This window comes from Fulvitalea axinellae, assembly GCF_036492835.1.
Classification (GTDB): Bacteria; Bacteroidota; Bacteroidia; order Cytophagales; family Cyclobacteriaceae; genus Fulvitalea; species Fulvitalea axinellae.
On record NZ_AP025314.1, the window covers coordinates 1,785,600 to 1,810,276 of the forward strand.

Sequence of the window (24,677 nt, forward strand, 5' to 3'; positions counted from 1 at the left end):
TGATGTTTATGATTCTACTATTTGCAAGGCCAAGTTTTATGAAGAAAAAAATATTAGTCTGCTAAAAAATATAAAAGAGGAGGATAGGAAGAAATAAAGAACGACTTCCCTTCAATAAGAAGAAAAGTCGTTCGGAATAGGGTGATTTAGTCGTAATTATTTTGCCGAAGCCAGTTCTTTTTTAAGAATCAGAACGCATTCGTCTGTGATTATTTTTCCATTCTTCTTTCCAGAAACTTTAATTGTATTTTCTCCGTCTTTCAATGTGATTCCTTCCCAAAGGCAAGTGCCGTTGTCAGTTCGTTTTGTGCGGAATTTTTTGCCGTTTACGGTCAATACGGTTTTGTCAAGGTTGGTGAAAGCCTTGATATATTGCATGGCTTTTTTCCTTTCGGCAAAGCGCTGTTCGGCGATGTGGATAAACGGTTCGTTTCGGTTCCAGTTGGCCTTGTAGAAGTAGAAGCTGTCTTTGCGTTCTTTGCGGTCTATGGTTACCAGGCCTTTGTCGTTGCGGCCGAAGGTGTCGCCCTCTACGCGGTGCGCCGCGCCGAAGTCGAACATGTTCCAAACGTAAGTTCCCCAAACGGGATCGAACTTGCTGATGGCTCTCCAGTGCTCCTCGTGGTAATGCGTTTGCCATTTCTCAGGATGCCATACTGCTTTCGGGGTCGGTTGCTTGAGTGTGTCCTCGTAGTGTTTGAGGCTGGCGCCGGCGCCGTATTCGCTGATGCCGAATCCGTATCCGGGGTCGTTTTCGTGGTTGCGTTTGAGCCAACCGTCGATTTTGGCCGGAGAAGCCTTGCCGTACCAACCGATGTACTTGTTCCAGGCGTTGATGTCGGTGATTTTGATGAAGTCCCCGCCGATATGCGTAGCCGAGGTGGTCGGGCGGCTTGGGTCTTCGCCGTGCGCTATGCGGTTCAGCTCGCTTACGAACGGGTAGTCATCAGTGCCTTTGTCTTTGATTTCGTTAAAGAGACTCCAAGTTACGATTGACGGATGATTGTATTGCTGGCGAATAAGCTCAATGAGTTGCTGACGGCAGTTCTCCTTGAAACCTTCGTTGTCGTGGTATTCGAGCATCGGAATTTCTGCCCAAACGACCATTCCTTCCTTGTCGGCCAACGAATACATGTAAGGTGACTGCGGGTAATGCGCCAGACGGATAGAGTTGACGCCCATCTCTTTCATAAGTGCCATATCCTGTTCGTGGTCGCTTGGCGAGAGGGCGTAGCCTTTGCCCAAACGGTCTTGGTGACGGTTTACGCCACGGAGTTTCATGTGTTTTCCGTTGAGGAGGAATCCTTTTTTCGGATGGAATTCAAAGTAGCGGAAACCTGTAGTCTGCTCGACGCGGTCAAACACTTTGCCCGCTTCGTTTTTAAGCACTGTCTCTACTGTGTAAAGGTAAGGGTCGCGTTTGCCGTCCCAGAGGTGCGGGTTCTCAAGTCTTACCCGTCGCGAAATGGTGATCGTCTCACGGCCGTTGATCATTTTGTTTGACTTTCCCGTGTAAACGGTCTTTCCGTCCTGGTCTTTTATGGTGTAGTGCGCATAAAGCCTCTCGCGGAAAGAGTTTCCGTTTGTCACCTTGGCGTCGATAACCAGATCGGCGGCCTGTTCGCTTACCGAACGCTGGGTAATGTAAACGCCGGAACTGCCGTAGTCCATCGGCGTGATGTGGCTTGGCTCAAGAACGAGCAATTCTACGGGACGATAGATGCCGCCGTAGATGTTGAAGTCGCCGCCGAGGGGCGTGATATCCGCCCGCCAAGCGTTGCTGACTTTTACTTCGATCCGGTTTTTCTTTTTGGCGTATAGGTACGGGGTCATGTCAAAGGCGAAGGCCGTATAACCGCCTTTGTGCTCGCCGATGTGTTTGCCGTTTACATAGATGTTGGCTACGTTGTTGACGCCCAAAAAACGGATGAAGATGCGTTTTCCTTCCCATTCGGGCTTGAGCGTAAGCGTTTTTTTGTAGCTACAAAGTCCGCGGAAATAGTCCGGTTTTCCGGAGGGGTCCAGAGCGTCGTCGATATTCCAGCAGTGTGGAGTGGAGATAAGCGTTTCTTTCATTTTGGAATGGACTTTTCTGAATTTCCATTCCTGATTGAAATCGATCACCTGTCGCTGGGAAAAAGCGATGGTGGAGAAAAATACGAGCAAGCCCGTAAGAAATAAATTTTTCATAGAAGATAACGTGTGTTGGAAAGTGAAAAAATCGGAGGAAAATAAGTCTTGAATAATCCTTGACCATTTTCCTTAACCGGTTTCAAAGGACAATTTTCTGCACAAAATCCCAGAAAATCCAGTTTTTAGAGGCTTGTGGAGATGAAGTAATGAATGGGAACGGTACCAATGTCGATTTTTCTTTTCTGAGAGTTGCTATTATTACTATTTCGAGAAAATAAAAAGGGCCCGAAGGCCCTTTCTGTTCATGTGCCGATATTTCAGTTTAGATGATTGTATCGGCGGTTTTGAGCGGTGTCTTAGTCAACGTCCCACCAGACTGGGGTAGTGAGATCGTCGGTTTTGGAGCCAAGGGCTTTTTGGACATTGTCGCCATTGAGCAAGTGTTCATTCTCGACGTACCTGACTCGTTTAATAAATTGTCCTTGAGGAAAATCGATAGGGTCCTCAGGAGGAGTTAACTCACTTGGGAATCCAGTCCGGCGGAAATCAGCCCAAGCTAAATGGCCGTCAGGAAATACGGCTAGCCACTTTTGGGTGATAATCTTTTTTTGTTTGTCTCCACTGGCTAGGGAAACGCCTTGGCTGGCAATATAAGCGTCGTATTCTTCTTCTGATATTTCGTTTGTTTTCTTTTTGGTTGCGTCCGTAGCGGTGTTGTTGATATGATTGAAAGAGGCTTTGATGCCGTCCAAATAATTCGTTTCTATATCACCTGCTCCGCTCCAGCCAAGTGTGCCAGCTTCAGCCTTGAGAAAACATATTTCGGAGTAGCGCATAATGTCGTAGTCTTTCTCCAACTGGAACCATGGACCTATATTAGAACCAAGGTCTTTGTATCCTGCTTCTTTGTCCGAGGCTAGCCCTACAGGTAAGCCGTTGTACTCGCCGTCTTTTTTTGAAGGGCTAAAATACCAACGCTCTCTAGGATCAACTGCGTCAGCTGTTTTCTCAAGCACATTCTCAATAGTGGAGCTCATTCTGAATTCGTTCCAATTACTGATGGCCTTTAGCTTGTGCTTGATATTGTCTTTAATGTCCATTTTTAAGGAGACATTGTCAGCGTTGCTGTCCAACAAAGGAAGAGCAAGAGATTTCTCTCCTTCTGTTTTCGCTTTATCGGGGTCAACTTTAGATATCTGTATAGCCATCCTTAAACGTAGCGAATTCGCAAACTTCTTCCATTTTGACATGTCCCCGTTTAACATTGCGTCCGCATCAGTAAATGTATTGAAGGGCGCGATATTGTCTTCATCAATAAGGTTAATGGCTTTGTCAAGCTGGGCGAACATGTCGTAGTAGATGTCCTTCTGCTTATCGTAGCGAACAAGGTACCCTAACTCTAAACCTTTGCCATTTATAGGGTCAAAGTAAGGAATGTCTCCAAAGGTGTCCGTGGTTTTCATGAACATCCACGTCCTGAAGATAATTGTTTGGGCTCTCATGTTCGGCTGAACGTTGTCCTCAGTTTTGCTGAGGATGACATTAGAGCCGTTTACGATATTGAGATAGCAATCTCTCCAAAGAACATTTATCCAACCGTCTTGATAACTGTATCGGTCAGAGTCGAACTTTATGTCCGAAAAATACTGAGCGTACATGTTATGAAAAAGGTGCTGTTTTCTCTGGAAGTTATCCATGGTGCCTTTGTTTTGCATCATGGTGAAGAACGTTTCCAGAGGGGCCTCGTGTACCTTGCTCTTTACGGAGTTTTCATTAATCTCTTCGAAACCGTCAGTGCATGAAACTCCCGCAAACAGCAGTAAAGCGATAGGTATTATATTTTTTATCTTCATCTTTTCTTCGCTTAAAATTTAACATTCAGATTGAAACCGTATGTTCTGGTTAGCGGAAGGCCCGATACCTCGATAGCTTGACCTGTGAGCGAACTAGAGAAGCCGAATGGACTGCCTGGGGCCTCTTTTGAGATGAACCCTAGATTGGTAGCCACAAAGGATAGTCTGGCGGACTTGAGTGGAGTCTTTTTGAGTAATTTTTTCGAAAAGTTATACCCTACAGACACCTCTTTGAGCTGTACGTATGAGGCGTCATGTATAAACTCGTCAACCACGGCCTGACGACCACTTGTCGGGGTTACGGCCACCCAATACTGTTCAGCAGTAATCGGGGTAGTGTTTGGCACATAGCCTTCTCCGCTTTTCACAACACTGTTTGGTACAATTAGCCCCCCTTCACGATGTGGAAGTGTTGCGGTGCTGGTGCCATGGTGAGCAGCGAAAGACTCTGTGTAAGAATAGATAAGGCCACCTTGTTTAATGTTGATCAAAGCGCTCAGATAAAAGCCTTTGTAATTGAGTTGTGTGCTTGCGGAACCAATCCAATCAGGGTTAATGTTACCGAAGTTCTTTCCACTTGCGGTGGATTTGTTTCTGTCAATAATTGGAGTGCCGTTGGCGTTTACTATGGTTTGTCCTTCGGGGGTTCTGCTGAATGATGTCCCGTACAGTTCACCGAATCCTCCACCTTCAATTGCGTAAATCTTGAGGTTATCACCTCCATAGAGAGACTTTTCGGTGACTTCATTCCCGAAAGCGTCTGTGTACAGGTCTATGATCTTATCTTTGTTTCTAGAGAAGTTAAAACCGAGATCCCATGTGAAATCACCGCTTTTTACTGGAGTAGCGTTCAGGCTAAGCTCTATACCGTTGTTTTGGATTTCACCGGCGTTGATAAACTGGGAACTGTACCCGCTGGAAGCGGCGCGTTGGATCGACATGATCTGATTTTTCGTAGATTTAGTGTACCACGTGAAATCAAGACCGAGTCGATTTTGGAAAAACCTCATATCAAGACCGACTTCTTTCGAGGTTGTTATTTCAGGTTTGATATCGTCAAACTTTGACTGACTCGGGTAGTCTTTCACCATTAACTGGTTGCCTTGCGCGTTTTTATAGTTATCAACATAAACATGAACCCTGTATGCGTCAGTGTCATTTCCTACTTCTGCATATGATGCCCGCACTTTTGCGTAAGTGAACCAGTTAGGCATTTCCATGCCGTTGTCTTCCAAAATGTCCGAAACCGACAAGCTGGCATTTGCAGACCAATAGAAATAACCTTTGTCATAGGCGTTTGGCAATGCGCTAGACCAATCGTTTCTGGCTGTAAGATCCAAAAATGCGTAATTCTTGTATCCAACTTGTCCGAAAGCCAAAATTGACTGGATTTCTTTTTCCGTCTGGCTTTCCGAAGGTTTTTCAGCGACTCCGAAATTAAGGGAATAAAGACCTTTGGATTGCATTTCAGAGGCTTTTGCGGTTACGGTATGCTGGTCTTGGTAAGTTAAGGCAGAACCTACGCTTCCGCTGAAACTGAAGTCGTTAATATCTTTTTTTGCGGTTAAAAGAACGTCAGCGTTTACTGATGTTCCTTTTGTATAGCTTTCAGTGTATGTGCCCCATCCGACAGAAGCGAATTCTTCAGGTGTGGCCGGTTTATTATAATTGTATTTGTCGTTAAATCTTCTGTCAACGCTAACACGTCCACGTGCGGAAAGCCAGTCGTTTACCTGATAGTTGGCGTTGATAAGGGCTATGATTCTGTTTTTTGAATTCTTGCCTCCACCTTTTCTATAATAGGGGTCATTGGTCCCTTTTTTCTTATTGTAGAAAACCATCATACCGTTTTCGTCCTCACTTCGGCGTAAATCTTCAGGTCGCATATTACGGGGCATAGTGACGAATGTCAGCATGTCTCCGCCGTAACCTAATGATTCTTTTGCGCGTTGTGTATTCCGCATGTATGTGGTTTTGAACCTAAGGTTGAGTTTTCCGAATTTCTGGTTCAGATCAAGACTCAGGCTGTTTTTGTGGAGTCGGTGATAAGGAGATATGCCCTCGTTGTCGGAATCCATGGCGGAGAACCGGAAACTTCTTTTTTCGTTGCCACTCGCCAAAACCATTGAGTTTGTGATGGAATAACCGGTTTCGAAAAAGTCCTCGGCTTGATCGTGGGGAAGGTACTGTACTTGTTTGCCCGGATCTCTCCAGCTATCGATCATTTGACCTTCCATCTTTGCTCCCCAACTTTTCAAGCCATTAACGTCAAAATTGCCTCCTAAACCTTGACCGTATACGTTTTGTCTTTCAAAAAAATCAAAAGCCTCTCGTGTTTGAAAGTTTGTGTTGAGCTCAAGTCTAAGTCCATCCGTTTTCTTAGCGCTTTTGGTAGTGACCAGAATCACTCCGTTTGCGGCCCTTGAGCCGTAGAGTGCTGCGGCGTTTGGTCCCTTTAGGACGGAAATGTTCTCAATGTCATCTGGGTTAAGGTCAATCATACTGTTGCCGCCGTCATTGGTGTTCCAGCGACTTGAAGAAATTTTACTGCTTTGGGCGCCGGTGTCTTCGAACGGAACGCCGTCAATAACCCAAAGGGGAGAGTTTTTGCCTTCAAAAGAAGAGTTTCCTCGGATGGTGACTCGAATGCCACTACCCATACCTGCGGAAGATTCTCCGATCTGTAGACCGGCCACTTTACCGGCCAAAGAGCTGGTTACGTTTTCTGACCGCACTTCTGCCATTCCCTCGGCCTTGATCTCTTGTACCGAGTAGCCGAGCGATTTTTTCTCCCTTTCCAGCCCGAATGCGGTTACTACCACTTCGTTTAATTGCTGAGTGTCTGGTTCTAGTTGTAAATTGATTTGAGTCTGATTGCCTACGGCGATTTCTTGAGGCTTATAGCCAATGGATTGGAATACCAAGATAGCGGTTTTAGGGGCCGTTACGGTGTATTTCCCTTCCAAGTCTGTAGCGGTACCTTGTCCAGTGCCTTTAATGACGACGTTGACGCCAGGAAGAGGCTCGCCGTTTTCATCCGTGATTATACCTGAAACGTTAGTGCCTTTCTGTTGGCGCAGTGAATTCTCATATCGTAGTTTTTCTAACCATTCTTTGTCTTGATTTAGGTAAATGTTGTCATTGATGCGCTTGAAGCCAATCCCTGTCTGTTGAGATATTCCTATAAAAATCTCTACCAAGGACGTACCGTCTAAATCCTTTTCGATTATAAAGGTGTCATCCACTAGGTCTCGGCTGTAAATGAACGAAAAACCTGTTTCGCGTTCTATGCGGCTGAAAACCTGCTTGAGGGACATGTTGCGCGAGCGGAGCTCCACAAACGTCTCGTTAAGACTCTTGTTTTGTGCGTTCCCGTCTTTAGCGAGCAGTACGTTCAAAAAAACAAGTTGCAAAACAAGACCAAAAATGGCTAGTCTAGACATAAACCAAATTTGCCTTAGTAATTTAACTTTCATACATTACAATGTTTTTGGTGTAAAAAATGATCAAAAACGCCCTGTGCCAACCTTCCGGACTCCTACATCTTTGGGTTGGTACGGGGATCTTCGACAAGCCGTTCGCTTGTCTTTTTTTATGTCTGGATTCGTATTTTCTTTTTGTAAAAATGGAAAGGCTACAGGCACATGCGCCCTAAATCAGGAAGCCTTTTGCTTTTTGTCCGTAAGATGGACTGGGATGCGTTGGGGCAAAACGTTCTGAGCCTAACGCCTTTTGCTTAAAAACACTTTCTTGTTTTTGTGGTCGATGCGATAGTCGAATTTCATCGAGAACACCAAGCCGTCCAGCACTTCCGCCAACGACTTGCCTTTGTACTCTCCGTTGATTCTTCCGGGCAGGTCTTTTTGTTCTTTCGGAATTTCGAAACTATAGCCGTACCACCGTTCGAGCTCGCTGAGCACATGCTTTAGCGATGCGTCTTTGAACAGTATGGTATTGTTTTTCCAGGGAATGTTTAGGTTGGGGACATGTTTTTTCGTGTAGTTCCCCGTGTTTTTTTCGTATCGGATAACTTCATTTGGCGTAAGGTGAGCCACAAACGAGTTGTCTTTCTCCGGGCTGTTGGCGGTAATTACCTTCCCGGTCATTACGGCAACCTGGATTTCGTCCTCATCCGAGAAAGACCTCACGTTAAAAGAGGTGCCGACTACCGTTATTGTCATATCACCGGACTGTACTGTGAACGGGGTTCCGTTCATTTTCCGAACTTCGAAAAACGCCTCTCCGTTTAGGAGGCGGACTTGCCTGTTGGCCGTAAACGCTTTTTGGTAACTGACAGAACTTCCGGAGTTAAGACGGATTTTGCTTTTGTCGGGAAGGGTGATAATGAGTTTCTTTCCGAAAGGAACCTGCTTGGTAATCCAAACGGGTGCCGGAGCTTTGGCTAGCTCTTGCTCCTTGTCGACGGACCAAAGGAACCATCCGCAAAGAATAACGCTTGCCGCAACGGATATCCATTTCCAAATCGGTTGTTTGCGTGTAACGGTGTTTGTTTTTACATCTCTTTCCGAATGCCTGTTCGATTCCTGATTTTTATGTGAAAGAATCTTCAATAGTGATTCCTCAAATTCTTCTTCGCTGGGGCTAAGTTTTTCCGCCCGAAGTTTGAGTAACATCTCTTTTGCCAATAGCGCTTCCCGCAGATTGTCGGGATTTGTAAGCAACCAATCGTGGAAAAAACTCGATTTTTCCTCGTCGGGTTCTTTTACCCAATCGATAAAATCCGGGTCCAGCAAAAAATCCTCTATATCGTAAGAATTGTATTTCATATTTCGGCGTCTTGGTTATAGAAGAACAGACTACCTTTTTTCCATCGTTTTTTTGCCGTTAATTTTCAAATAAATTTCCGGTCCATGCTATTGTGCTCATTATCAATAACATGTCCCGTAAAGATTTTAAGGATTTGTATAACAGGTTTTGGGCTGACTTCTCATTGGTAAAGCTCATCAATTCCGCAATCTCAGGAATAGTTAGCCCTTCCAGATAGTAGCAATAGATGATTTCCCGTTGCTTTTTGCTCAGTTTCTTCAGCGCGGCATTGACTCTAGCCATATTTTCTTTAGTCATGGCCCTTTCGATCATCAGCTGTTCGGTAGAGAGGTTGAGCTTAAAGTCATAACCAGCGTAGTTTTCGGCGGATTCCTTCGCCTGCATTCTCTGGTAATGCTTCAGTTTCTGTATGATGGATATTTTGACAGACCGGAAGAGGTAAAACTTAATGGAGCTGACATCCGCCAATCTTTCGCGTTTCTGCATCAACTCGATAAACAGGTCGTGGATTGAGTCGCTGATAATCTCCCGGTCTTTGGTGAACTGGCTGGCATAATGATAAAGGCTGTGGTAAAATTTCTTGTATATGTATACAAGGGCCACCTCGCTGCCTGCCTTGAATTCTTGCCAAATTTCGGCTTCCTTTTTTTCTGGTATAGGAACCGTATGGTCATAGGAGCAGTCGCTTCTGGAGGGAAGCGTAATCATTGGCGGTTTGCTTTGCGTTTCTTCCATTTGGGGTCGGTTTTGAAAAAAATGGGCTTAAAGCGAGTTTCCCTTGTTTCGAGAACGTTTACGGAAATTAGCTGAGGTTTTGCAGACGCATCCGTAAAAACTATAAGTCATCCTTCTCATTATGTTGTTGAATGGCATAGGCCATAGCCTCCATATAGCCGGCTTGGTTGGCTAATGAAAAACAGCGTTAGGATATTCCGATGTGGTGGTGTGTGTAGGCTTTGGGCCAGTATATATCCTAAATTTTAGTAGTCGTATTGGTTTCTAGCTAAAAGTAACCGACCGAAAGGTAAAAACTGAAAAGCAAAGAAGCAAGTGTTGCACTGTGCGGGCAAATGGATTAAATCAAAAATGCTGTTCAATGTTGAAATATATGAAGCTTCTGTTTTTTATGGTAATATTCTCCGATAATTCCCTGGATGTGACTTTTTTCGAATAAAAATAGAGTTATAGGGCAAGCTCGAGGAGCTGTGGAGATTGTTGAAGCCTCTGTTTTGTTTTTTTTAAGAAATGACTCGGCGGTTTGTGTTTGGTTTGGGGGGAGTCGTATCCAGTTGCGAATTCTATTAAAAATTGGAAATAAGATTTTCTGATTAACTGGGCGTTATTCTGATGGAAGATGTTTATATATGACAAAAAGTAATATTGGCATTAGTTTTTCATTTGGGTCGTGTGTTGTTTAGTATCATGTCAATATGAGGAATCCCGTCTTCTAAATACGGTGATGTTATGGCTTTGAATCCGAAGCTTTTATAAAAATCCTTAAGGTAATTTTGCGCTTGGATTTTAATGGAGTCGCACCCCCACCGGTTAATGATAAAATCGAGGCAACCACTCATCAAGACCTTTCCGTACCCGTGCTTGCGCTGATCTTGTCGAACGACAAACCGCCCGATTGAAGCTTCAGGGTAGGAGATGTTTTCGGGTAAAAGGCGGGCGTAGGCCACCAATTCCCCTTTTTTCCAGCAAAGGACGTGGAGGCTTTTTTGGTCTTTGTCGTCCAGCTCGGGATAAGGGCATTCCTGCTCGACGACAAACACGTCGACGCGAAGTTTGATTATAGCGTAAAGTTCGTCAAGGCTTAGCTCCCGGAATGACTTGATCTCGATTTCCATTTGCGGACATTTTGGATGTCGCAATTTAACCAAAAAACGATGTTTTAACCGCTTTTTAATTAGTTTTCATCGGACAGACCAATCCACTACAGTTTTTCTTTTTACAAATCCGGGGCTATTCAGCGCTTTTCGTAAGTTGGACTACTATATCCCGTAAAGGTACAATTGCCTTGACGTAATCAATTGACGGCCCTGCGCACCATACGGTTTTATAGGTGGCGGAAAAGGCCGCTTTGCGCAAAGCGCTCATACCACGATAGAAGGTAAGGGTCTTTATGGTTTTTTTAAGAAAAGGGAGGCTGTGCGAGAGAGTTTCGAGTAAGTTTCTTTCCGTTCCGATCTTTTCCACGTAAGGGGTTTTGATAATCGTACACGATACGCCCGATAGCTTTTTGGTGGTCACAATGTCACCCGAGCCATAATCGATAACGGCCTTTTTGTATTCCGCCGAAACGGGAGACTCTTCGCAAGCGATAAACGGACTGCCTATTGATACGCCGCAAGCGCCAAGGTTCAACATACGCTGGACTCCTTCGGAATCACCTACACCTCCGGCGGAAATCACGGGAAGGTTTGTTTCGGACTTGAGCGTCGGGATCAGCTCTTCGGGCGAGTATGGACCCAAATGTCCGCCGGCTTGGTTATTTACGGCTATCAACGCGTCGGCCAAGGCTTCCTCTGCTTTTCGGGCGTGTTTGCTGTCTATTACGTCGCAGAAGACTTTGATGCCTTCGGGTTTGCATGACTCCACTATTCCCGAAGGATCGCCCAAAGAAGTGATTACGAAATCTGGTTGGTGGCGGAGGCAGGCGAGTAACTGTTCGTTTAGAAGGGGATTGGATCGGTTTACAATCAGATTCACGCCCCAAGCGCCACCTTCGGTTTTTGCCTGTTCCAGTTCCTGTAGCGCCAGCTCAAAGCCTTCGATGGTTCTGAAATTGTGGGCGGGAATCGCTCCCGCAATGCCGGCTTTCATCGCTTCTTTTACCATTTTGGTGTTGGTTACCAGAAACATGGGAGCCATAATGATAGGGTGTTTGATGTTCAGGATTTCAGAGAGGGAAGGGTTGTTCATGGCGGAAGCGTTTTGTCTGTGAATAAAAATTCGGGCGCTTAATCGAAAGTCCGTAAGGCTTAATACGCAAAAAAGGAACCCGCGAAGGCCTTCCTTAGCTATTTTTCCTGAAAAAAAGGCCGATCATTTCTTAAATTGCCTGCCGATACGCCCAAAGGCTTGTAGCTCCGGGCGTTTTGTACCGATTTTTATACCGAATGATTCTACAACCGATCATAGATATTGCCTCGGTTTGCGCCGGAAAGGGCGTTGACGACTTTGTGCTTTCGCCCGGGTCGCGTTGCGCGCATTTGACAATTGCGATGGTCCGGCATCCGGATATCAATACCCGAACCGTGTCCGACGAGCGCGCGGCGGGTTTTATGGCGCTTGGTTTGGCGCAGAGAAAAGGACGAGCCATGGGGCTTGTGTGTACTTCAGGCTCGGCGGCGTACAACTATTCGCCGGCCGTTTCGGAGGCGTTTTACCAACGTATTCCGCTTTTGGTCCTCACTGCCGACCGTCCGCCGGAGTGGATTGGCCAACAGGACGGGCAGACGATTAGCCAGCCCGGCTTGTTCGGAAAACACGTAAAGGCTTCCTTTGATTTGCCTTCCGACTACTCTCATCCGGACGCTGAGTGGCACGTTAACCGCACGATTAACGAAGCGATTAATTTGGCGAACAGCTATCCGCAAGGTCCAGTACACGTAAACGTGCCGATTCGCGAACCCTTTTATCCCGAAGCGGACGAGAAAATCAGTTTCTCTAAGCCGAGAATAGTGGAGGAGCAAGCGGGCGTGCCTCGCCTGACGGTTGAGCAAACTGCCGATTTGGCTAGCGAAATCGAAAAGTTCGGCAAAGTGCTGGTAGTAGCCGGACAGGAAAGGCGATCCGAAGCGGGACTTAAAGCCGTTTCCGCATTTTCGCATTGTTGGGGCGTACCCGTTTTGGCCGATGTGATTTCGAATATGCATGCGGTACCCAACACCGTGCGTTTGCATGACGCGTTTCTAATCAAGCAGGATCTGGAACTTAAAGAAACTCTTCGCCCTGATCTGATTATCACTTTCGGGAAATCGGTAATCAGTAAGCAAGCGAAGCTTTTCCTCAGGAAAAACAAGCCTGTCGAGCACTGGCATATCCAGGAATCGGGAGACGTGGCCGATACATTCCAGTCCCTGACTAGAGTGATTCGGGCCAATCCTTATGAGCTTTTGTGGGAACTTTCCCGCAGGGTAAAAACTCCGATGACGGAAAATTACCTCAACGCTTGGCTACAGGAAGATAAACTCACCGCCGAATTGGGAAAAACATACTTTGATAATGCTCCCGATTTCTCGGATTTCTCCGCTTTGGATAAAGTGTGGAAAGCCTTTCCCGAAGAGATTGACCTGCACCTTTCCAATAGCATGAGTGTCCGTTGGGGTAATTATTTGGGTGTAACCTCTGCGGAAACGGAAGTTTTTGCCAACAGGGGCACCAGCGGTATAGACGGTTGTACCGGCACCGCCGTAGGCTCGGCTTGGGGAACGGAGCGTTTGAACGTATTGGTGACCGGCGACTTGGCCTTTTTCTACGACCGAAACGCCTTTTGGCACAACTATCCGCCCCGAAACCTAAAGGTGATTCTGATAAACAACCACGCCGGAGGCATCTTCGGTATGATCGACGGGCCGGCTAGGCAAGACGAATGCGCCGAATATTTCGAAACCTATCAGGCCCAAAGCGCGGAGAATACGGCGAAAGATTTTAACTTGGAATACCGTTTCGCCGACAGTTACGAAAGCTTGGACAAAGCTCTCGGCGGTTTTTTCCAAATAGGAAATAAGCCGGGCATACTGGAAATCAGAACCGAAAAGGCCCTGAACCGCAAGGTGTTCGACGGATATAAAAACATGATAAAAACAACGGGAACCGCTCAAAAGGCTTAGGCCCGAGTTCGTTTCCCCCATACTTTTATATAAGCAATGGAACTAAAATACGACTGGAAGACCATTAAGGAATACGAAGACATTCTGTTCCAAGAGTTTGAAGGCATAGCCCGTATCAGCATTAACCGCCCTAGGGTACACAACGCCTTCCGTCCGCAGACGGTAAACGAGATGATCGACGCGATGCACTACTGCCGTGAGAGTCCGGACGTACGTGTGATCGTATTCACTGGCGAAGGCGGAAAAGCCTTCTGTAGCGGTGGAGACCAAAGCGTTCGCGGACATGGTGGCTACGTAGGCGAGGACACTGTGCCGCGTCTTAACGTGCTTGACCTGCAGAAGATGATCCGTTCTATCCCTAAACCCGTAATGGCGGCCGTAGCCGGATGGGCTATCGGTGGCGGACACGTACTGCATGTGGTATGTGACCTCTCTATCGCGGCGGAGAACGCGCGCTTCGGACAGACGGGTCCTAAAGTGGGTAGCTTCGACGGAGGCTTCGGCGCTTCGTACTTGGCTCGCTGCGTTGGGCAGAAAAAAGCCCGTGAGATCTGGTACCTCTGCGACCAGTACGATGCTCAGGAAGCTTTGGACATGGGCCTTGTAAACAAGGTTGTGCCATTGGAAGGGTTGGAAGAGGAATACGTATCATGGGGACGCAAGATGATCAAGCGCAGTCCTATGGCGCTTCGTATGCTCAAGTCGGCCTTTAACGCTGAGCTTGACGGACAGGCCGGTATTCAGGAATTGGCAGGAAACGCCACTTTGCTGTACTACTTGTCGGACGAGGCGAAGGAGGGCAAAGAGGCTTTCTTGGAAAAACGTGACCCGGATTTCGAAAAATACCCAAAGTTCCCTTAATCGGAACGGTAAGAGATATATTGGAAAGGTTTGGCCCCGTGGCCGAACCTTTTTTATTGCTACAAAAACCAATGACCAACGAACAGATCAAGGTAAACGGAAGGCTATATTCCCTAAAGGAAATAAAAGCGCAAGACCCCGAAACGGCCAAATGGCACGAGGCCGACCGCCCCGCGTTGGACTTTGTTTGCCGATGGACAAACGGCCAAACCGAATTCAGAATCAACACTTCCGGCTCCACGGGCAAGCCAAAGACCATTGCCGTATACCGGGACAAGATGCTCCACAGTGCCCGGCAGACCGTCAAGGCCTTGGGTTTGTCACAAAACCAAAGAGCGTTGGTATGCCTCAACACCGCCTATGTAGCCGGTATGATGATGCTAGTGCGTGGTTTGGAGGCAAAAATGCGCATGGAAGTGGTGGAACCCGGCGCTTTGCCTTTCGAAAATACCGACGAAGCTCCCGATTTCGTGGCCATGGTTCCCCTACAACTCAAGGCCTTGCTTGAGGCCGGCTACCGCCAAATGGTGGAACAGGCGGGTTGTATAATACTGGGTGGCGCCCCTGTAGATACCGTTTTGGCCAAAGAAATCAAGACTTTGAAAGGCGTTAAGGTGTACGCCACATACGGGATGACCGAAACCGTATCGCATATCGCTCTGAAAAGGCTTAACGGGTCGGTGCCGGAGCGGGCGTATTCCGCCTTGGGTGATACCGAAATAGCCACCGACGACCGCGATTGCCTGCGTCTCCGCTCTTTCCTCACCGACGGCGAATGGCTTCAGTCCAACGATATCGTACGCCTCCACGGCGACAAAAGCTTCGAATGGCTGGGCCGGGTCGATAATGTCATCAACTCCGGCGGGGTCAAACTCTTTGTGGAAACGTTGGAAGACCGTATGGCCGAGCTTTTCGCTAACCTCGGTATCAATCGACGCTTCTTTCTTTCCGGCGTTTCAGATGAGGTTTTGGGACAGAAATGCGTGCTGTTTTACGAAGGAAAAGCTTTTTCCGATGCGGAAATACAGCGTTTGAAAGAGGCGATCGAAAAGAATTTCGGCAAATACGAAAGACCAAAAGCCTTTTTGGCGGTTATGTCTTTTGAGGAATCCCCCACAGGGAAGGTCCTCAGGACACCGACCAAAGCTAAGGCTTATGAAGTGGATTAGGATATTGTTGGCGATACTCTTCGCCTTGTTGTTGCTCGGAAGCCTCTCGGCGCAGGAGCGAAACAAGGGAAGTGTCGAATTGAGAATCATAATGCCCGAGGGCGAATACACAGGTTCGCTCCGCGTTTTGCTGTTCAACGGTAAGGATGGCTTCCCCTTTAGTCTCCGCGACACCTACCGGATGATGGCCCTTATGCCTACCGAACAGGTACTTCAAACGTCTTTCGAAGAGCTTCCGCCTGGCAGATACGCCATCTCGGTATGGCATGACGAGGATCGGGACTTCAACCTCGACAAGTCATTGACGGGCCGACATGCCGAATGTACCGGCTTTTCGAACAACCCTCGACAGCGTTTGTTCAGGGGGCCGTCGTTCCAGAGTTGCTCGTTTGTGGTTGGAAAGGAAGGCGTAAGTGTTACCGTCGACCTGCGGCACCGCCATCATGAATAGTGTTTTTTTTAGTAAAGAGTCCAGAGTAAAGCGTAAAGAGTAGATTGGGTCGGTGTTTTTTTGGTGTGAAATTCTGGAATGGCTACTGGTTTTCGGTTCGGGCTGGCGGTATCCTTATTAGGGACAAGCCTTGTCCTGTCTAGTAAGGCTCATGCTTTGTGTTTTTTCTTTTTGAAAACCATTATGCTAGTCCTTTCCTATTTTCTTTTTTTCGAAATAAAAATACGACAATAGCGGTGAGGTGGGTGAAGAAAGTCGGTGTGTTAAGCCTATTCGTATACGGACAAGGGAGGGGTGATTCTTATTGTTTTGATGCTGAAATAGGTGTAAGAATATCGGGGAAAAAAGCGTTAAGTTTCTCCATTCAGTATGAAAGGTTGTGCTTTGTACTTTCTTAAAATATAAAACATACTGGATTAGGGGCAGAGATATAGTATGTAAGGCATAGTTACATACTGGGTTTTGATGCATTACATACTATGTTTATGGCCTTTATATAGTATGTGAATTGGGGAGATGTACCGCAAAAAAAATCCCGGAAGTTTGGCTTCCGGGATTTTGGGCTTTAGAAAAACGCCTAATGCGCCTTCCTGCGTATGTTTTGGCCTTTCGGCCGATGTTTTATCGAGTGTATTACCGCAGGGGCAATATCGTTAATCCTAGTCTTATCCGCCATGGGCGAATCGCTTTGCGTAGGTTTTGTGTCGATTATCCGCTTTGTCGGGGCGTTGTGTGCCGTATGTGCGGGTATGGAATGTGCCGTTTCGCTTATGATTTTGCGCTGATAACACCCGAGCCTACCAGCTCGTCGTCATCGTACCAAGCGGCGAATTGGCCTGCGGCTATGCCTTTTCTTGGCTCTTCAAATACCATATAAAGCCCCTCTTCCCGCATATATAGTGTCACGGGCGACAGGTTCTCGCGGTATCTGATACGGCCCGAAGTCTTGCGAGGCTCGCCGGGTTTGAGCGCCAAGTCCTCGCGTACCCAATGCACTTCGTCTTTCTCAATAAAGAGTCCCCTGCGCAAAAGGGCTGGATGGTCCCCGCCTTGGCCGGCGTATATGGCGTTTTTTTCCACGTCCGTCGCCACAATGAACAGCGGTTTGGGAGTGCCTCCTATATTAAGTCCCTTGCGTTGGCCTACCGTAAAGTAGTGCGCGCCGCGGTGTTCGCCTTTCGGAAGCCCGTCTTCGGGGCGGAAAGTGAACGGCGCGGCCACTGCCTTAAGCCACTCGTCCTCGTTTGCTGCCGTGTCGATGGCCTTTTGGTGCATCTTGATTACCGAAGAGTTTTCGGGGATTTCGTACACCTCGCCGGTCTTCGGCTTAAGCTGTTGTTGGAGGAAGTCGGGGAGCTTTACCTTTCCGATAAAACATAACCCTTGCGAATCCTTCTTCTCGGCGGTGATAAGGTCCGCTTCCGCGGCTATTTTCCTCACTTCAGGCTTCTGCAATTCCCCTACGGGAAACAGGGCTTTGGCCAGTTGTTCTTGGCTAAGCTGGCACAGGAAGTAGCTTTGGTCCTTGTTGTCGTCTTTGCCGGCCAGTAGGCGGTATACGGTTTTGCCGTCCTTCTCTATGGAATCCTTACGGCAATAATGCCCGGTGGCCACGTAGTCGGCGCCCAGAGCCAGGGCCTTCTTCATGAACACGTCAAACTTGATTTCCCTATTGCAAAGCACGTCGGGGTTGGGCGTGCGCCCTTTCTCGTATTCCGAGAACATATAATCGACGATCTGTTCCTTGTATTCTACGCTCAGGTCAAGCGTCTGGAACGGAATTCCCAGTTTTTGCGCCACCAAAAGGGCGTCGTTGCTGTCTTCGAGCCACGGGCATTCGTCGCTGATTGTCACGGATTCGTCGTGCCAATTCTTCATAAAAAGCCCGATAACCTCGTAGCCTTGCTCCTTGAGCAGGTAGGCGGCCACGCTGGAGTCCACGCCTCCGGACAGGCCTACGACCACTCTTTTCTTGCTCATCGTTTGTCCTTTCCTATTGCTGATTCGTGGCAAAGGTACGTCAATTATTTGCCGAAGTAAACCCTTGACGGGCTGTTTGGTGCTACTATGCGGTGTGGTCAAAGCCCTAGTTTACCGATATGGAAGCGGTATGGCTTGACTATTGGATTGAACTAAACGGATATTTTATTGTTGATATTTCTATTGAGATAAAGCATAGCCTAATATTCTCATGGTTGAAAATGAGACAAACGAGGAGAAAAAGCGGATTACGGCACCTTTTGTGGGCCTAAGACCGTTTCAGGAAGCCGACAAAGATATCTTCTTCGGTCGGGACGAGTATGTGGATAACCTGGTGGGGAGGGTGCGCCATCACCGCTTTACCGCTATAGTGGGCGCCCCGAACACTGGCAAGACATCCCTTATTCAAGCGGGACTTATCCCTAAGCTTAAGAGCCTTACAAGCGAAAGATGGGAGTGTGTGTTTGCTTGGCCGGGCCGTCACGCCTTTGGTGGCTTGTCAACTGCCATGGCCGAAATGTTGCGAAAAGGCTCCGAAACGGAGCTTAACCTAAAGATATCTATAGAAAACGAACTGCGGGACAATCCCTCGGGCTTGGTGGAGGTGCTCCGAAGAAACGGCTTTGACGAGAAAGTGAAGCTGGTGATTATAATAGACCAGTTCGAGGAACTCTTCGTAAGCCAGCCCGGCACCGACTCCGACAGGGAAGAAGTCCGTAATTTCGTTAATTCTTTATTGACCGTAACTAGGCAGTCGATATATCAAATCCACGTAGTAGTAGCCCTAAGGACCAATTTTTTGGAGCGAGGTTCCATGGTGGCCGGCCTCTCCGAAACCATCAACCAAAACCAGCACCTGATTCCGACAATGAGTTCGCGGGATATGAGGCTGGCGTTGAAGAAGCCTTTGAGGCTATTTGACATACCCGCAGCCCATGAATTGGAAGACCGGATTTTGGGTGAGTTGGACGGCGCTTCGTATTCCTTAAGTAGGTTACAGCATACAATGCTGGGGTTGTATCGCCTTTGGGTTGAGGATAAAGCCAAAGATGAAGACGCCGAACTAACGGAAGAGATGTACGAGACCGTGGGGACGGTTTTAGGCTCTATAGATACCCAGCTGGAAGGAATGTACACAAGCCTTGATGATGAAAGGAAAAATGTTGTGGAGGCATTATTCCGGCGCCTTGTTCCCATCTCGATGGAGAAGAAAGATCAAGATCTTCCCACCGTAATAGAGCTTTGCCATCTTTCCGAATCCACTGAGAATACGGTGGTGGATTTAATTAAATCCTATGCGAGACTAGACCGATTCTTCCTGAAGATATTCACCGAAGGCGGGGTAGATGATAGACTAACTGAGTTTAACCTCACGGGGGACTCTGACGAAAATGTAAACCTAGGCTTAAATCTTAGCTCCCGGGTGGTCCTTACTACCAATTTGATAATAGACGAATGGAAGCGCCTAGGAGAGTGGAGAAAAAAAGAGGAAGACAAAGCGGAGATATATCTAAGGCTAACCCACAATGCTTGGCTACATGATGCTGGGCAGACGGGTTTGTATAAGGATCCTGAACTAGGATTGGCGCTTCAATGGAAAGAGGAACACAGCCCCGAAGAAAAGTGGGCGACGAGGTACGGTAATCCACAAGACTTTCAGGAAGCGTTGGCTTTTCTGGAACAAAGCCGAATAGACGCTTTGGAGAAAGCCAAAGCGGTGGAAAGGCAAAGGGTTAGAAAGGTTGCCCGTGCGAGAGTGCTGGCTATCACTATTGCGGCCTGTAGCATCTTGCCTATTGGTCTGGCTATTTATGCTTTGGGAGAAAGAAAGAAAGCCGTAAAGAGTGAGAATAAAGCGATGCATGTAATGGCTTTGGCCGAAGAGTCAAGGAACAGGGCGCTTAGGGCGGAGAAGGACGCTATATCCAGTAAAAAGCAATCGGAGTTTGAAAAAAAAGTAGCGAAGAAGGCTCTGGTGGAAGCACAACAAGCCAAGAGTAGGGCCTTTGTGGCTAAGAAGAAAGCGGACAGGGCAACGCAAGAGGCAAACAAAAACGCTCGATTGGCCCGTGTGGCGGCTAAGGAAGCCAAGAAAGCGACGAATCAAGCCGTGTTGGCCAAGGCAGAGGCAGATACTTTTAGGTACAGAGACCTCTCGAGGGTTAAGGTACTGGAGACATTGAGAAAGTCAGGCGTGCCGTATCCCAAAATGCGAAACACGATGTTGGAGGCCTATTCCCTCAATGAGAAGTTTGATGGCGGAGGAATGTATACCGATATGTATTTAGCCTTGCGTAAAGCGGTAAAAGCATCGAATACCGTAACGCTGGACTATTTGGATGATAACTATCCTGTGTATTGCGTCGCAGAACAAGGCGGTACGGTAGTGACTGGAGATGAGAGAGGTGGGATAGTGTTCTATAAAAGGAACGGAGATAATTTGGTCTTGACAGGTCATGCGCAAGTTGAAGGTGGGGTGCGTTCTATGGTTTTTGGTCCGGACGCTGGTACATTATACTGTGGGACTGACCAGGGAGAAGTTTTTTTGGTAAGAATAGGAGGTGGGACTCAAGAAAAAGGAGTGTCGGTTAAAGAGGATTTGCCTATCAAAGAATTGCTTTGGACGCAAACTACAGACGGAGCGAAGTGGTTAGTGGCGCTTACCAAAACTGGATTGCATTGTCTTGATATAGAGCCAGGGAAAAGATTGGAGTTGGTTAAGACATACCCAATCCCGAATGCTGTAGCCGTTGCAAGTCACCCAGGTCATGATGACCGGTTTATTTTGGCTAGCCATGGTAAAGCATCAATAGTGCAAGTAGGCGATGATATGCCGACAGTGCTAAAAGAATATCCATCCATTCCCCAAGCTTCTTGTGTGACTTGTAAACACGACAGAAGCGGGTTGTTGCTTGGAGATGCCTCGGGAGTTGTTCACTTCCTTGATTTCACGACGGGAAGGATCTCAACCGTAACTAGGCACGCTTCCAAAGTGACGGCGGTTAGGGATGTTGGCGGTAATGATCCGAAGATGATTAGCGTGTCATTGGACAACAAAATCCATTTGGTGCACTGGGAAGATAAGTCTGAACCAATTGTTTTTGATGCGCAACAAGGGTGGCTTTACGGTATACAGACGACAAGTGATAACAGGCTGTTTTACTCTGTCGGGAAAAAGAACGATGTGAAAGTGTGGTATGTCAATGCGGAGGATATGGTGAATGTCTTGAAACGTCATAGGAATTAATCGGCCATGAAGAAAATACTGTTTCTCTTTCTAATGTTGTGTTACGTTGTCACAGTAAAGGGACAAGGCCCTTGTGGTGGTAAGACAATCTCCGATGCCAACGATTATTATGATATTGGCCTTTTTGAAGAGTCTGTGAAGACGCTTATGCCATGCCTGACCGATGGAGGGTTGACGGAAGACCAAATGGTGAAAGCTTACCATTTGATGGTGTTAAATTACGTTGCTTTGGATGATCTGGATCAGGCCAGACAATATATGGATAAGTTGATCGGAATTGTTCCGGAATTTATTCCTGACCTAGACGATCCAAAACCCGTTTGGGATTTGACCGATGAGGTAAAGAATGGGCTCCATAAAGATTATGTGTTTTCTTTGACATCGGCGAGGGATGAGGTCCTTAAGCTTCCGGCACATGTGATGATCATTGAAGATACGCAAATAGAGGAACGGGGTTATACGGACTTTACTCAAATTTTTCGGGATGTCCCGGGGTTTGATTTCACTTATTATGGAGGCTCTGTTTATGGCGGATTGTCAAATAGGGGATATCGGTCAGGCGGAAGCGAAGGTATTCTGTTTCTTATTGACGGCGTAGAACAGAATGACCCGCACACAGGGAGAGCGGGATGGGTTCCATCCATTCCTTTGGATGGGATAGACCGTGTGGAATTTGTTTATGGTCCTTCGGTTGCGTTGTTTGGCCGGAAGGCGTATGCGGGAGTTGTGAATGTTATCACCAAAGATTTAGAGGAAGGGAAAAAGCTTTTAATCAATGCGAGTGGAGGGTACGGCGGTACAGGTCAGGCTTTTGGCGAGCTGTTTTTTAAAGCGAGAACTAAATCAGTGGAAGTGAAAGTGTCAGGTAAGTATTTCCGATCTGACCTGCGGGATTTGTCCAGGGATTCTAGCTTTCAGTATAGCCCGATTTTTTACGAAGATTTCGACTATGCTTCAAAAATGACGCTTACTGGAAATGATGCTAAGATTTTCGCTACACGTTATAAAGATATCCTCAATAATATTAATCTGGATGTAGAGCGAAACGATATGGGCGAAGTTATTAGTATTGCGCCGTCCTTGTTGGGCCAGTCCAATGCCAGACAACGGGATTTACACGCTTTGGATACAATTATTGGAGGGGATCGTTTGGGGTATAAAAACTCATTGGAGTCGTACTATCTGGATGTAAGTGTAAAGCTTTCGGATATCGAGCTTGGGTATAGAGGCGTGTTTAACGACATGGGGAATATGAACGACGGGACGTCGTTGTCTTTGGCCGGAAGGGATAACGGTGCGTCTTGGCAACCGAGGCAATCCATGCTGTATTCGTTGTTTTCCAGAGATTTGTTCGGGAAGTTGTTGGTGAAGAATGTCTCGTATTTTAAAATGAATGAGGTTCCCGAAAAGTCAGCGTACACTTCGTTTTCCAGTTATGCGAACGGAACATTAAAACTGAATGATCTTGCGACAAGCGTCCGTTCCGCTTGGTCTACGGATTATTATTTCCAAAACAGTAAAGAATTTTTTGAAAGGCTTAGTGTTCAATATAGGCTCTCCGAAACTATACAGCTTTATGGTGGAGGCGAATTTCGTGGAGGTACGATTCAAGGCGATTACTTGAAAGATACAGACGGAACACCATCGAAGAATGGGAGCGCTTATGGAGCGAAAAATAATGATTATGACTACTTGGCTTTTGGAGCGTTTCTGAGCGGTGAGCTTGAGTTTTCTTCGTTGCTGAGGTTATCGGCGTCGGCAAGGTGGGATAATGATGATATTCGTGGCGTGGATCCGTTCGGAGATTTATGGTCCTATCAGATTGGATTGATTGTAAAGCCAGGCCCGGCAATCATTAAGCTTATCGCTTCACAGGCTTATCAGACGCCGTCGTTTGCGGAATTGTATTCCACTGATTTTGCTCGCAAAAGGAATAATCCAAAACTCGAGGCTCAGATGGCTAGAAACTATGAGCTTGATATTTCCCTGATTCCGAGCGGGAATTTTAATATGGGCGTGACGGGATATTATACAAAATATGAAAAGTTTATAGGGGAGCAATGGAAAAAAGAAGGGCTTGATGAGTTTTACCAGTTTAATAACCTGGGGGATGTCGATGTTTATGGGGTAATGTTCTCTCTGAATTATAGAGTGAAGAATTGGAGTGTATATGCGAATTATGCATTTGCAAAGTCAGAGCTCAAGCCGAAAGACGGTGAAAAAGTTGATGTGGGAGCTTTGGCGGAAAGTGTCGGTAATCTTGGGGTGAATATGCTCTTCTTTAAGAAGCTGAATTTTAACGTTAATGCAAATTATATCTCGGAAATAAAAGTGGGAGAGGGAACCTCTTCATATTATAATCCATATGGAGAGTTTCCGTCGGTGGTTAAGCTTAATGCCGCGGTGACGTTTAACGAAGTCGTACCTGGGTTGACTTTACAAGTAAGCGGAGAAAACTTGCTTAACGAAAATTATAATAGCCCGGGAATGTTGAGTGCAGATGGTGTGTTAAGATCCTCATATATTCCTCAGGCCAAGGCGTCAATCTTTGGTAAAGTTATTTACAGACTGTCGAAGTGATGTTGCTCGGGCTTAGGCTTCGTTGAGGAGCTGAAGCGTGTGGCAAGCGACGATTCCAGCGGTTTCGGTTCGGAGTCTGCTACTTCCTAAGCTGATTTTTTTAAACCCGGCATTGATTGCGAGGTCTACTTCGTCAGTGGAAAAGTCGCCTTCCGGGCCGATAAGTACGCATGCGTTTTTTCCTGAGACGTGGGACGCTTTGAGAGTGTGTGGGTTTTTTCTGTCAACATAAGCGATAAAACGCTCATCGTATTCAGAGGAAAGCGTTGTGATAAATTCCTTAAACTTTGTGAGGTCGTTTAGCTTCGGTTTCTCAAATTTTAGGGACTGCTTCATGGCGCTAATGGCCTTTTTCTCGATTCGGTCAAGCTTAAAATGCTTACGTTCAGAATGGTGACAAAGCAAAAAACTTATTTCGTCAACCCCGATCTCAACTGATTTTTCGGTGAACCATTCGATTCTGTCCAGGTTTTTTGTCGGAGCGATGGCGATGGCGATCTTACCGTTCCATGTTTTTTCCTTTTCGGTTCGGTTAGTTACCTTGAAGAGGCATTTGCGCTTATCCGCTTTTGTGATTTCAGCGTCGAAAAGCTCCCCTTTGCCATTGGTAACGAAGATATGGTCTCCGACTTGCTTACGAAGGACTTTTACGCAGTGCAAAGATTCCTCAGGGGAGAGTAGGCCTTCTTTATTGGTGATATCAGGTTGGTAAAAGAGTATCAAATCGCAGTTGTTTTATTTGATGCGCAAAAATACACCTGTTTCCGAAAAACTATA

15 protein-coding genes are annotated in these 24,677 nt (G+C 46.8%); 6 read left to right on the forward strand and 9 right to left on the reverse strand.

Annotated features, from left to right (window positions below; genetic code table 11):
• Positions 1 to 156: 156 nt before the first annotated feature.
• The 7 genes from AABK39_RS07190 to AABK39_RS07220 all read right to left on the reverse strand — a co-directional run bounded on the left by AABK39_RS07190 (position 157) and on the right by AABK39_RS07220 (position 11,699).
• On the reverse strand, positions 157 to 2,190 hold the full coding sequence (locus tag AABK39_RS07190) for a glycoside hydrolase family 2 protein (protein WP_338394242.1): 2,034 nt from the start codon (positions 2,188 to 2,190) through the stop codon (positions 157 to 159).
• 299 nt (positions 2,191 to 2,489) lie between these two features.
• Positions 2,490 to 3,986 carry a SusD/RagB family nutrient-binding outer membrane lipoprotein gene (locus AABK39_RS07195; protein ID WP_338394243.1) on the reverse strand — a complete coding sequence of 499 codons (1,497 nt, stop codon included), beginning with the start codon at positions 3,984 to 3,986 and terminating at the stop codon, positions 2,490 to 2,492.
• A gap of 11 nt (positions 3,987 to 3,997) precedes the next feature.
• The gene (locus AABK39_RS07200; RefSeq protein ID WP_338394244.1) at positions 3,998 to 7,462 is read right to left on the reverse strand and encodes a SusC/RagA family TonB-linked outer membrane protein; all 3,465 of its coding nucleotides are present in this window, start codon (positions 7,460 to 7,462) and stop codon (positions 3,998 to 4,000) included.
• Between the two features lie 246 nt (positions 7,463 to 7,708).
• Positions 7,709 to 8,773 carry a FecR family protein gene (locus AABK39_RS07205; protein WP_338394245.1) on the reverse strand — a complete coding sequence of 355 codons (1,065 nt, stop codon included), beginning with the start codon at positions 8,771 to 8,773 and terminating at the stop codon, positions 7,709 to 7,711.
• Positions 8,774 to 8,831: 58 nt separating this feature from the next.
• Positions 8,832 to 9,509: an RNA polymerase sigma factor gene (locus AABK39_RS07210; RefSeq protein WP_338394246.1), complete on the reverse strand. Its 678-nt coding sequence runs from the start codon at positions 9,507 to 9,509 to the stop codon at positions 8,832 to 8,834.
• 659 nt (positions 9,510 to 10,168) lie between these two features.
• A complete protein-coding gene (locus AABK39_RS07215) occupies positions 10,169 to 10,624 on the reverse strand; it encodes a GNAT family N-acetyltransferase (protein WP_338394247.1) in 456 nt (151 codons plus the stop codon).
• A 115-nt stretch (positions 10,625 to 10,739) separates the two neighbouring features.
• Complete coding sequence (locus tag AABK39_RS07220) at positions 10,740 to 11,699, reverse strand: NAD(P)H-dependent flavin oxidoreductase (RefSeq protein WP_338394248.1); 960 nt, start codon at positions 11,697 to 11,699, stop codon at positions 10,740 to 10,742.
• A gap of 197 nt (positions 11,700 to 11,896) precedes the next feature.
• On the opposite strand from AABK39_RS07220, the gene menD reads away from it, so the two are divergent.
• The 4 genes from menD to AABK39_RS07240 all read left to right on the forward strand — a co-directional run bounded on the left by menD (position 11,897) and on the right by AABK39_RS07240 (position 16,093).
• Positions 11,897 to 13,612 carry a 2-succinyl-5-enolpyruvyl-6-hydroxy-3-cyclohexene-1-carboxylic-acid synthase gene (gene menD, locus AABK39_RS07225; protein ID WP_338394249.1) on the forward strand — a complete coding sequence of 572 codons (1,716 nt, stop codon included), beginning with the start codon at positions 11,897 to 11,899 and terminating at the stop codon, positions 13,610 to 13,612.
• 36 nt (positions 13,613 to 13,648) lie between these two features.
• Positions 13,649 to 14,473, forward strand: coding sequence for a 1,4-dihydroxy-2-naphthoyl-CoA synthase (menB, locus tag AABK39_RS07230; protein WP_338394250.1), 825 nt, complete (start codon positions 13,649 to 13,651; stop codon positions 14,471 to 14,473).
• A 71-nt stretch (positions 14,474 to 14,544) separates the two neighbouring features.
• Positions 14,545 to 15,642, forward strand: coding sequence for an AMP-binding protein (locus AABK39_RS07235; RefSeq protein WP_338394251.1), 1,098 nt, complete (start codon positions 14,545 to 14,547; stop codon positions 15,640 to 15,642).
• Positions 15,629 to 16,093 (forward strand): DUF2141 domain-containing protein, encoded by a 465-nt coding sequence (locus tag AABK39_RS07240; protein ID WP_338394252.1) that lies wholly within the window; start codon positions 15,629 to 15,631, stop codon positions 16,091 to 16,093. The genes AABK39_RS07235 and AABK39_RS07240 overlap by 14 nt, the downstream gene beginning before the upstream one ends.
• A gap of 768 nt (positions 16,094 to 16,861) precedes the next feature.
• Here AABK39_RS07240 and mnmA read toward each other — a convergent pair.
• On the reverse strand, positions 16,862 to 18,073 hold the full coding sequence (gene mnmA, locus AABK39_RS07245; RefSeq protein WP_338394253.1) for a tRNA 2-thiouridine(34) synthase MnmA: 1,212 nt from the start codon (positions 18,071 to 18,073) through the stop codon (positions 16,862 to 16,864).
• Between the two features lie 211 nt (positions 18,074 to 18,284).
• On the opposite strand from mnmA, the gene AABK39_RS07250 reads away from it, so the two are divergent.
• Positions 18,285 to 21,320 (forward strand): WD40 repeat domain-containing protein, encoded by a 3,036-nt coding sequence (locus AABK39_RS07250; protein ID WP_338394254.1) that lies wholly within the window; start codon positions 18,285 to 18,287, stop codon positions 21,318 to 21,320.
• Between the two features lie 6 nt (positions 21,321 to 21,326).
• Entirely contained in the window at positions 21,327 to 23,900 is a 2,574-nt protein-coding gene (locus AABK39_RS07255; protein ID WP_338394255.1) for a TonB-dependent receptor plug domain-containing protein, read from the forward strand.
• 12 nt (positions 23,901 to 23,912) lie between these two features.
• Here AABK39_RS07255 and AABK39_RS07260 read toward each other — a convergent pair whose 3' ends face one another.
• Entirely contained in the window at positions 23,913 to 24,623 is a 711-nt protein-coding gene (locus AABK39_RS07260) for a 16S rRNA (uracil(1498)-N(3))-methyltransferase (RefSeq protein WP_338394256.1), read from the reverse strand.
• Positions 24,624 to 24,677: the final 54 nt, after the last annotated feature.

Coding starts and splice junctions, on each gene's coding strand:
- AABK39_RS07190 (WP_338394242.1), bottom strand. CDS start 2,190: ATGAAAAATTTATTTCTTACGGGCTTGCTCGTATTTTTCTCCACCATC.
- AABK39_RS07195 (WP_338394243.1), bottom strand. CDS start 3,986: ATGAAGATAAAAAATATAATACCTATCGCTTTACTGCTGTTTGCGGGA.
- AABK39_RS07200 (WP_338394244.1), bottom strand. CDS start 7,462: ATGAAAGTTAAATTACTAAGGCAAATTTGGTTTATGTCTAGACTAGCC.
- AABK39_RS07205 (WP_338394245.1), bottom strand. CDS start 8,773: ATGAAATACAATTCTTACGATATAGAGGATTTTTTGCTGGACCCGGAT.
- AABK39_RS07210 (WP_338394246.1), bottom strand. CDS start 9,509: ATGGAAGAAACGCAAAGCAAACCGCCAATGATTACGCTTCCCTCCAGA.
- AABK39_RS07215 (WP_338394247.1), bottom strand. CDS start 10,624: ATGGAAATCGAGATCAAGTCATTCCGGGAGCTAAGCCTTGACGAACTT.
- AABK39_RS07220 (WP_338394248.1), bottom strand. CDS start 11,699: ATGAACAACCCTTCCCTCTCTGAAATCCTGAACATCAAACACCCTATC.
- menD (WP_338394249.1), top strand. CDS start 11,897: ATGATTCTACAACCGATCATAGATATTGCCTCGGTTTGCGCCGGAAAG.
- menB (WP_338394250.1), top strand. CDS start 13,649: ATGGAACTAAAATACGACTGGAAGACCATTAAGGAATACGAAGACATT.
- AABK39_RS07235 (WP_338394251.1), top strand. CDS start 14,545: ATGACCAACGAACAGATCAAGGTAAACGGAAGGCTATATTCCCTAAAG.
- AABK39_RS07240 (WP_338394252.1), top strand. CDS start 15,629: ATGAAGTGGATTAGGATATTGTTGGCGATACTCTTCGCCTTGTTGTTG.
- mnmA (WP_338394253.1), bottom strand. CDS start 18,073: ATGAGCAAGAAAAGAGTGGTCGTAGGCCTGTCCGGAGGCGTGGACTCC.
- AABK39_RS07250 (WP_338394254.1), top strand. CDS start 18,285: ATGGTTGAAAATGAGACAAACGAGGAGAAAAAGCGGATTACGGCACCT.
- AABK39_RS07255 (WP_338394255.1), top strand. CDS start 21,327: ATGAAGAAAATACTGTTTCTCTTTCTAATGTTGTGTTACGTTGTCACA.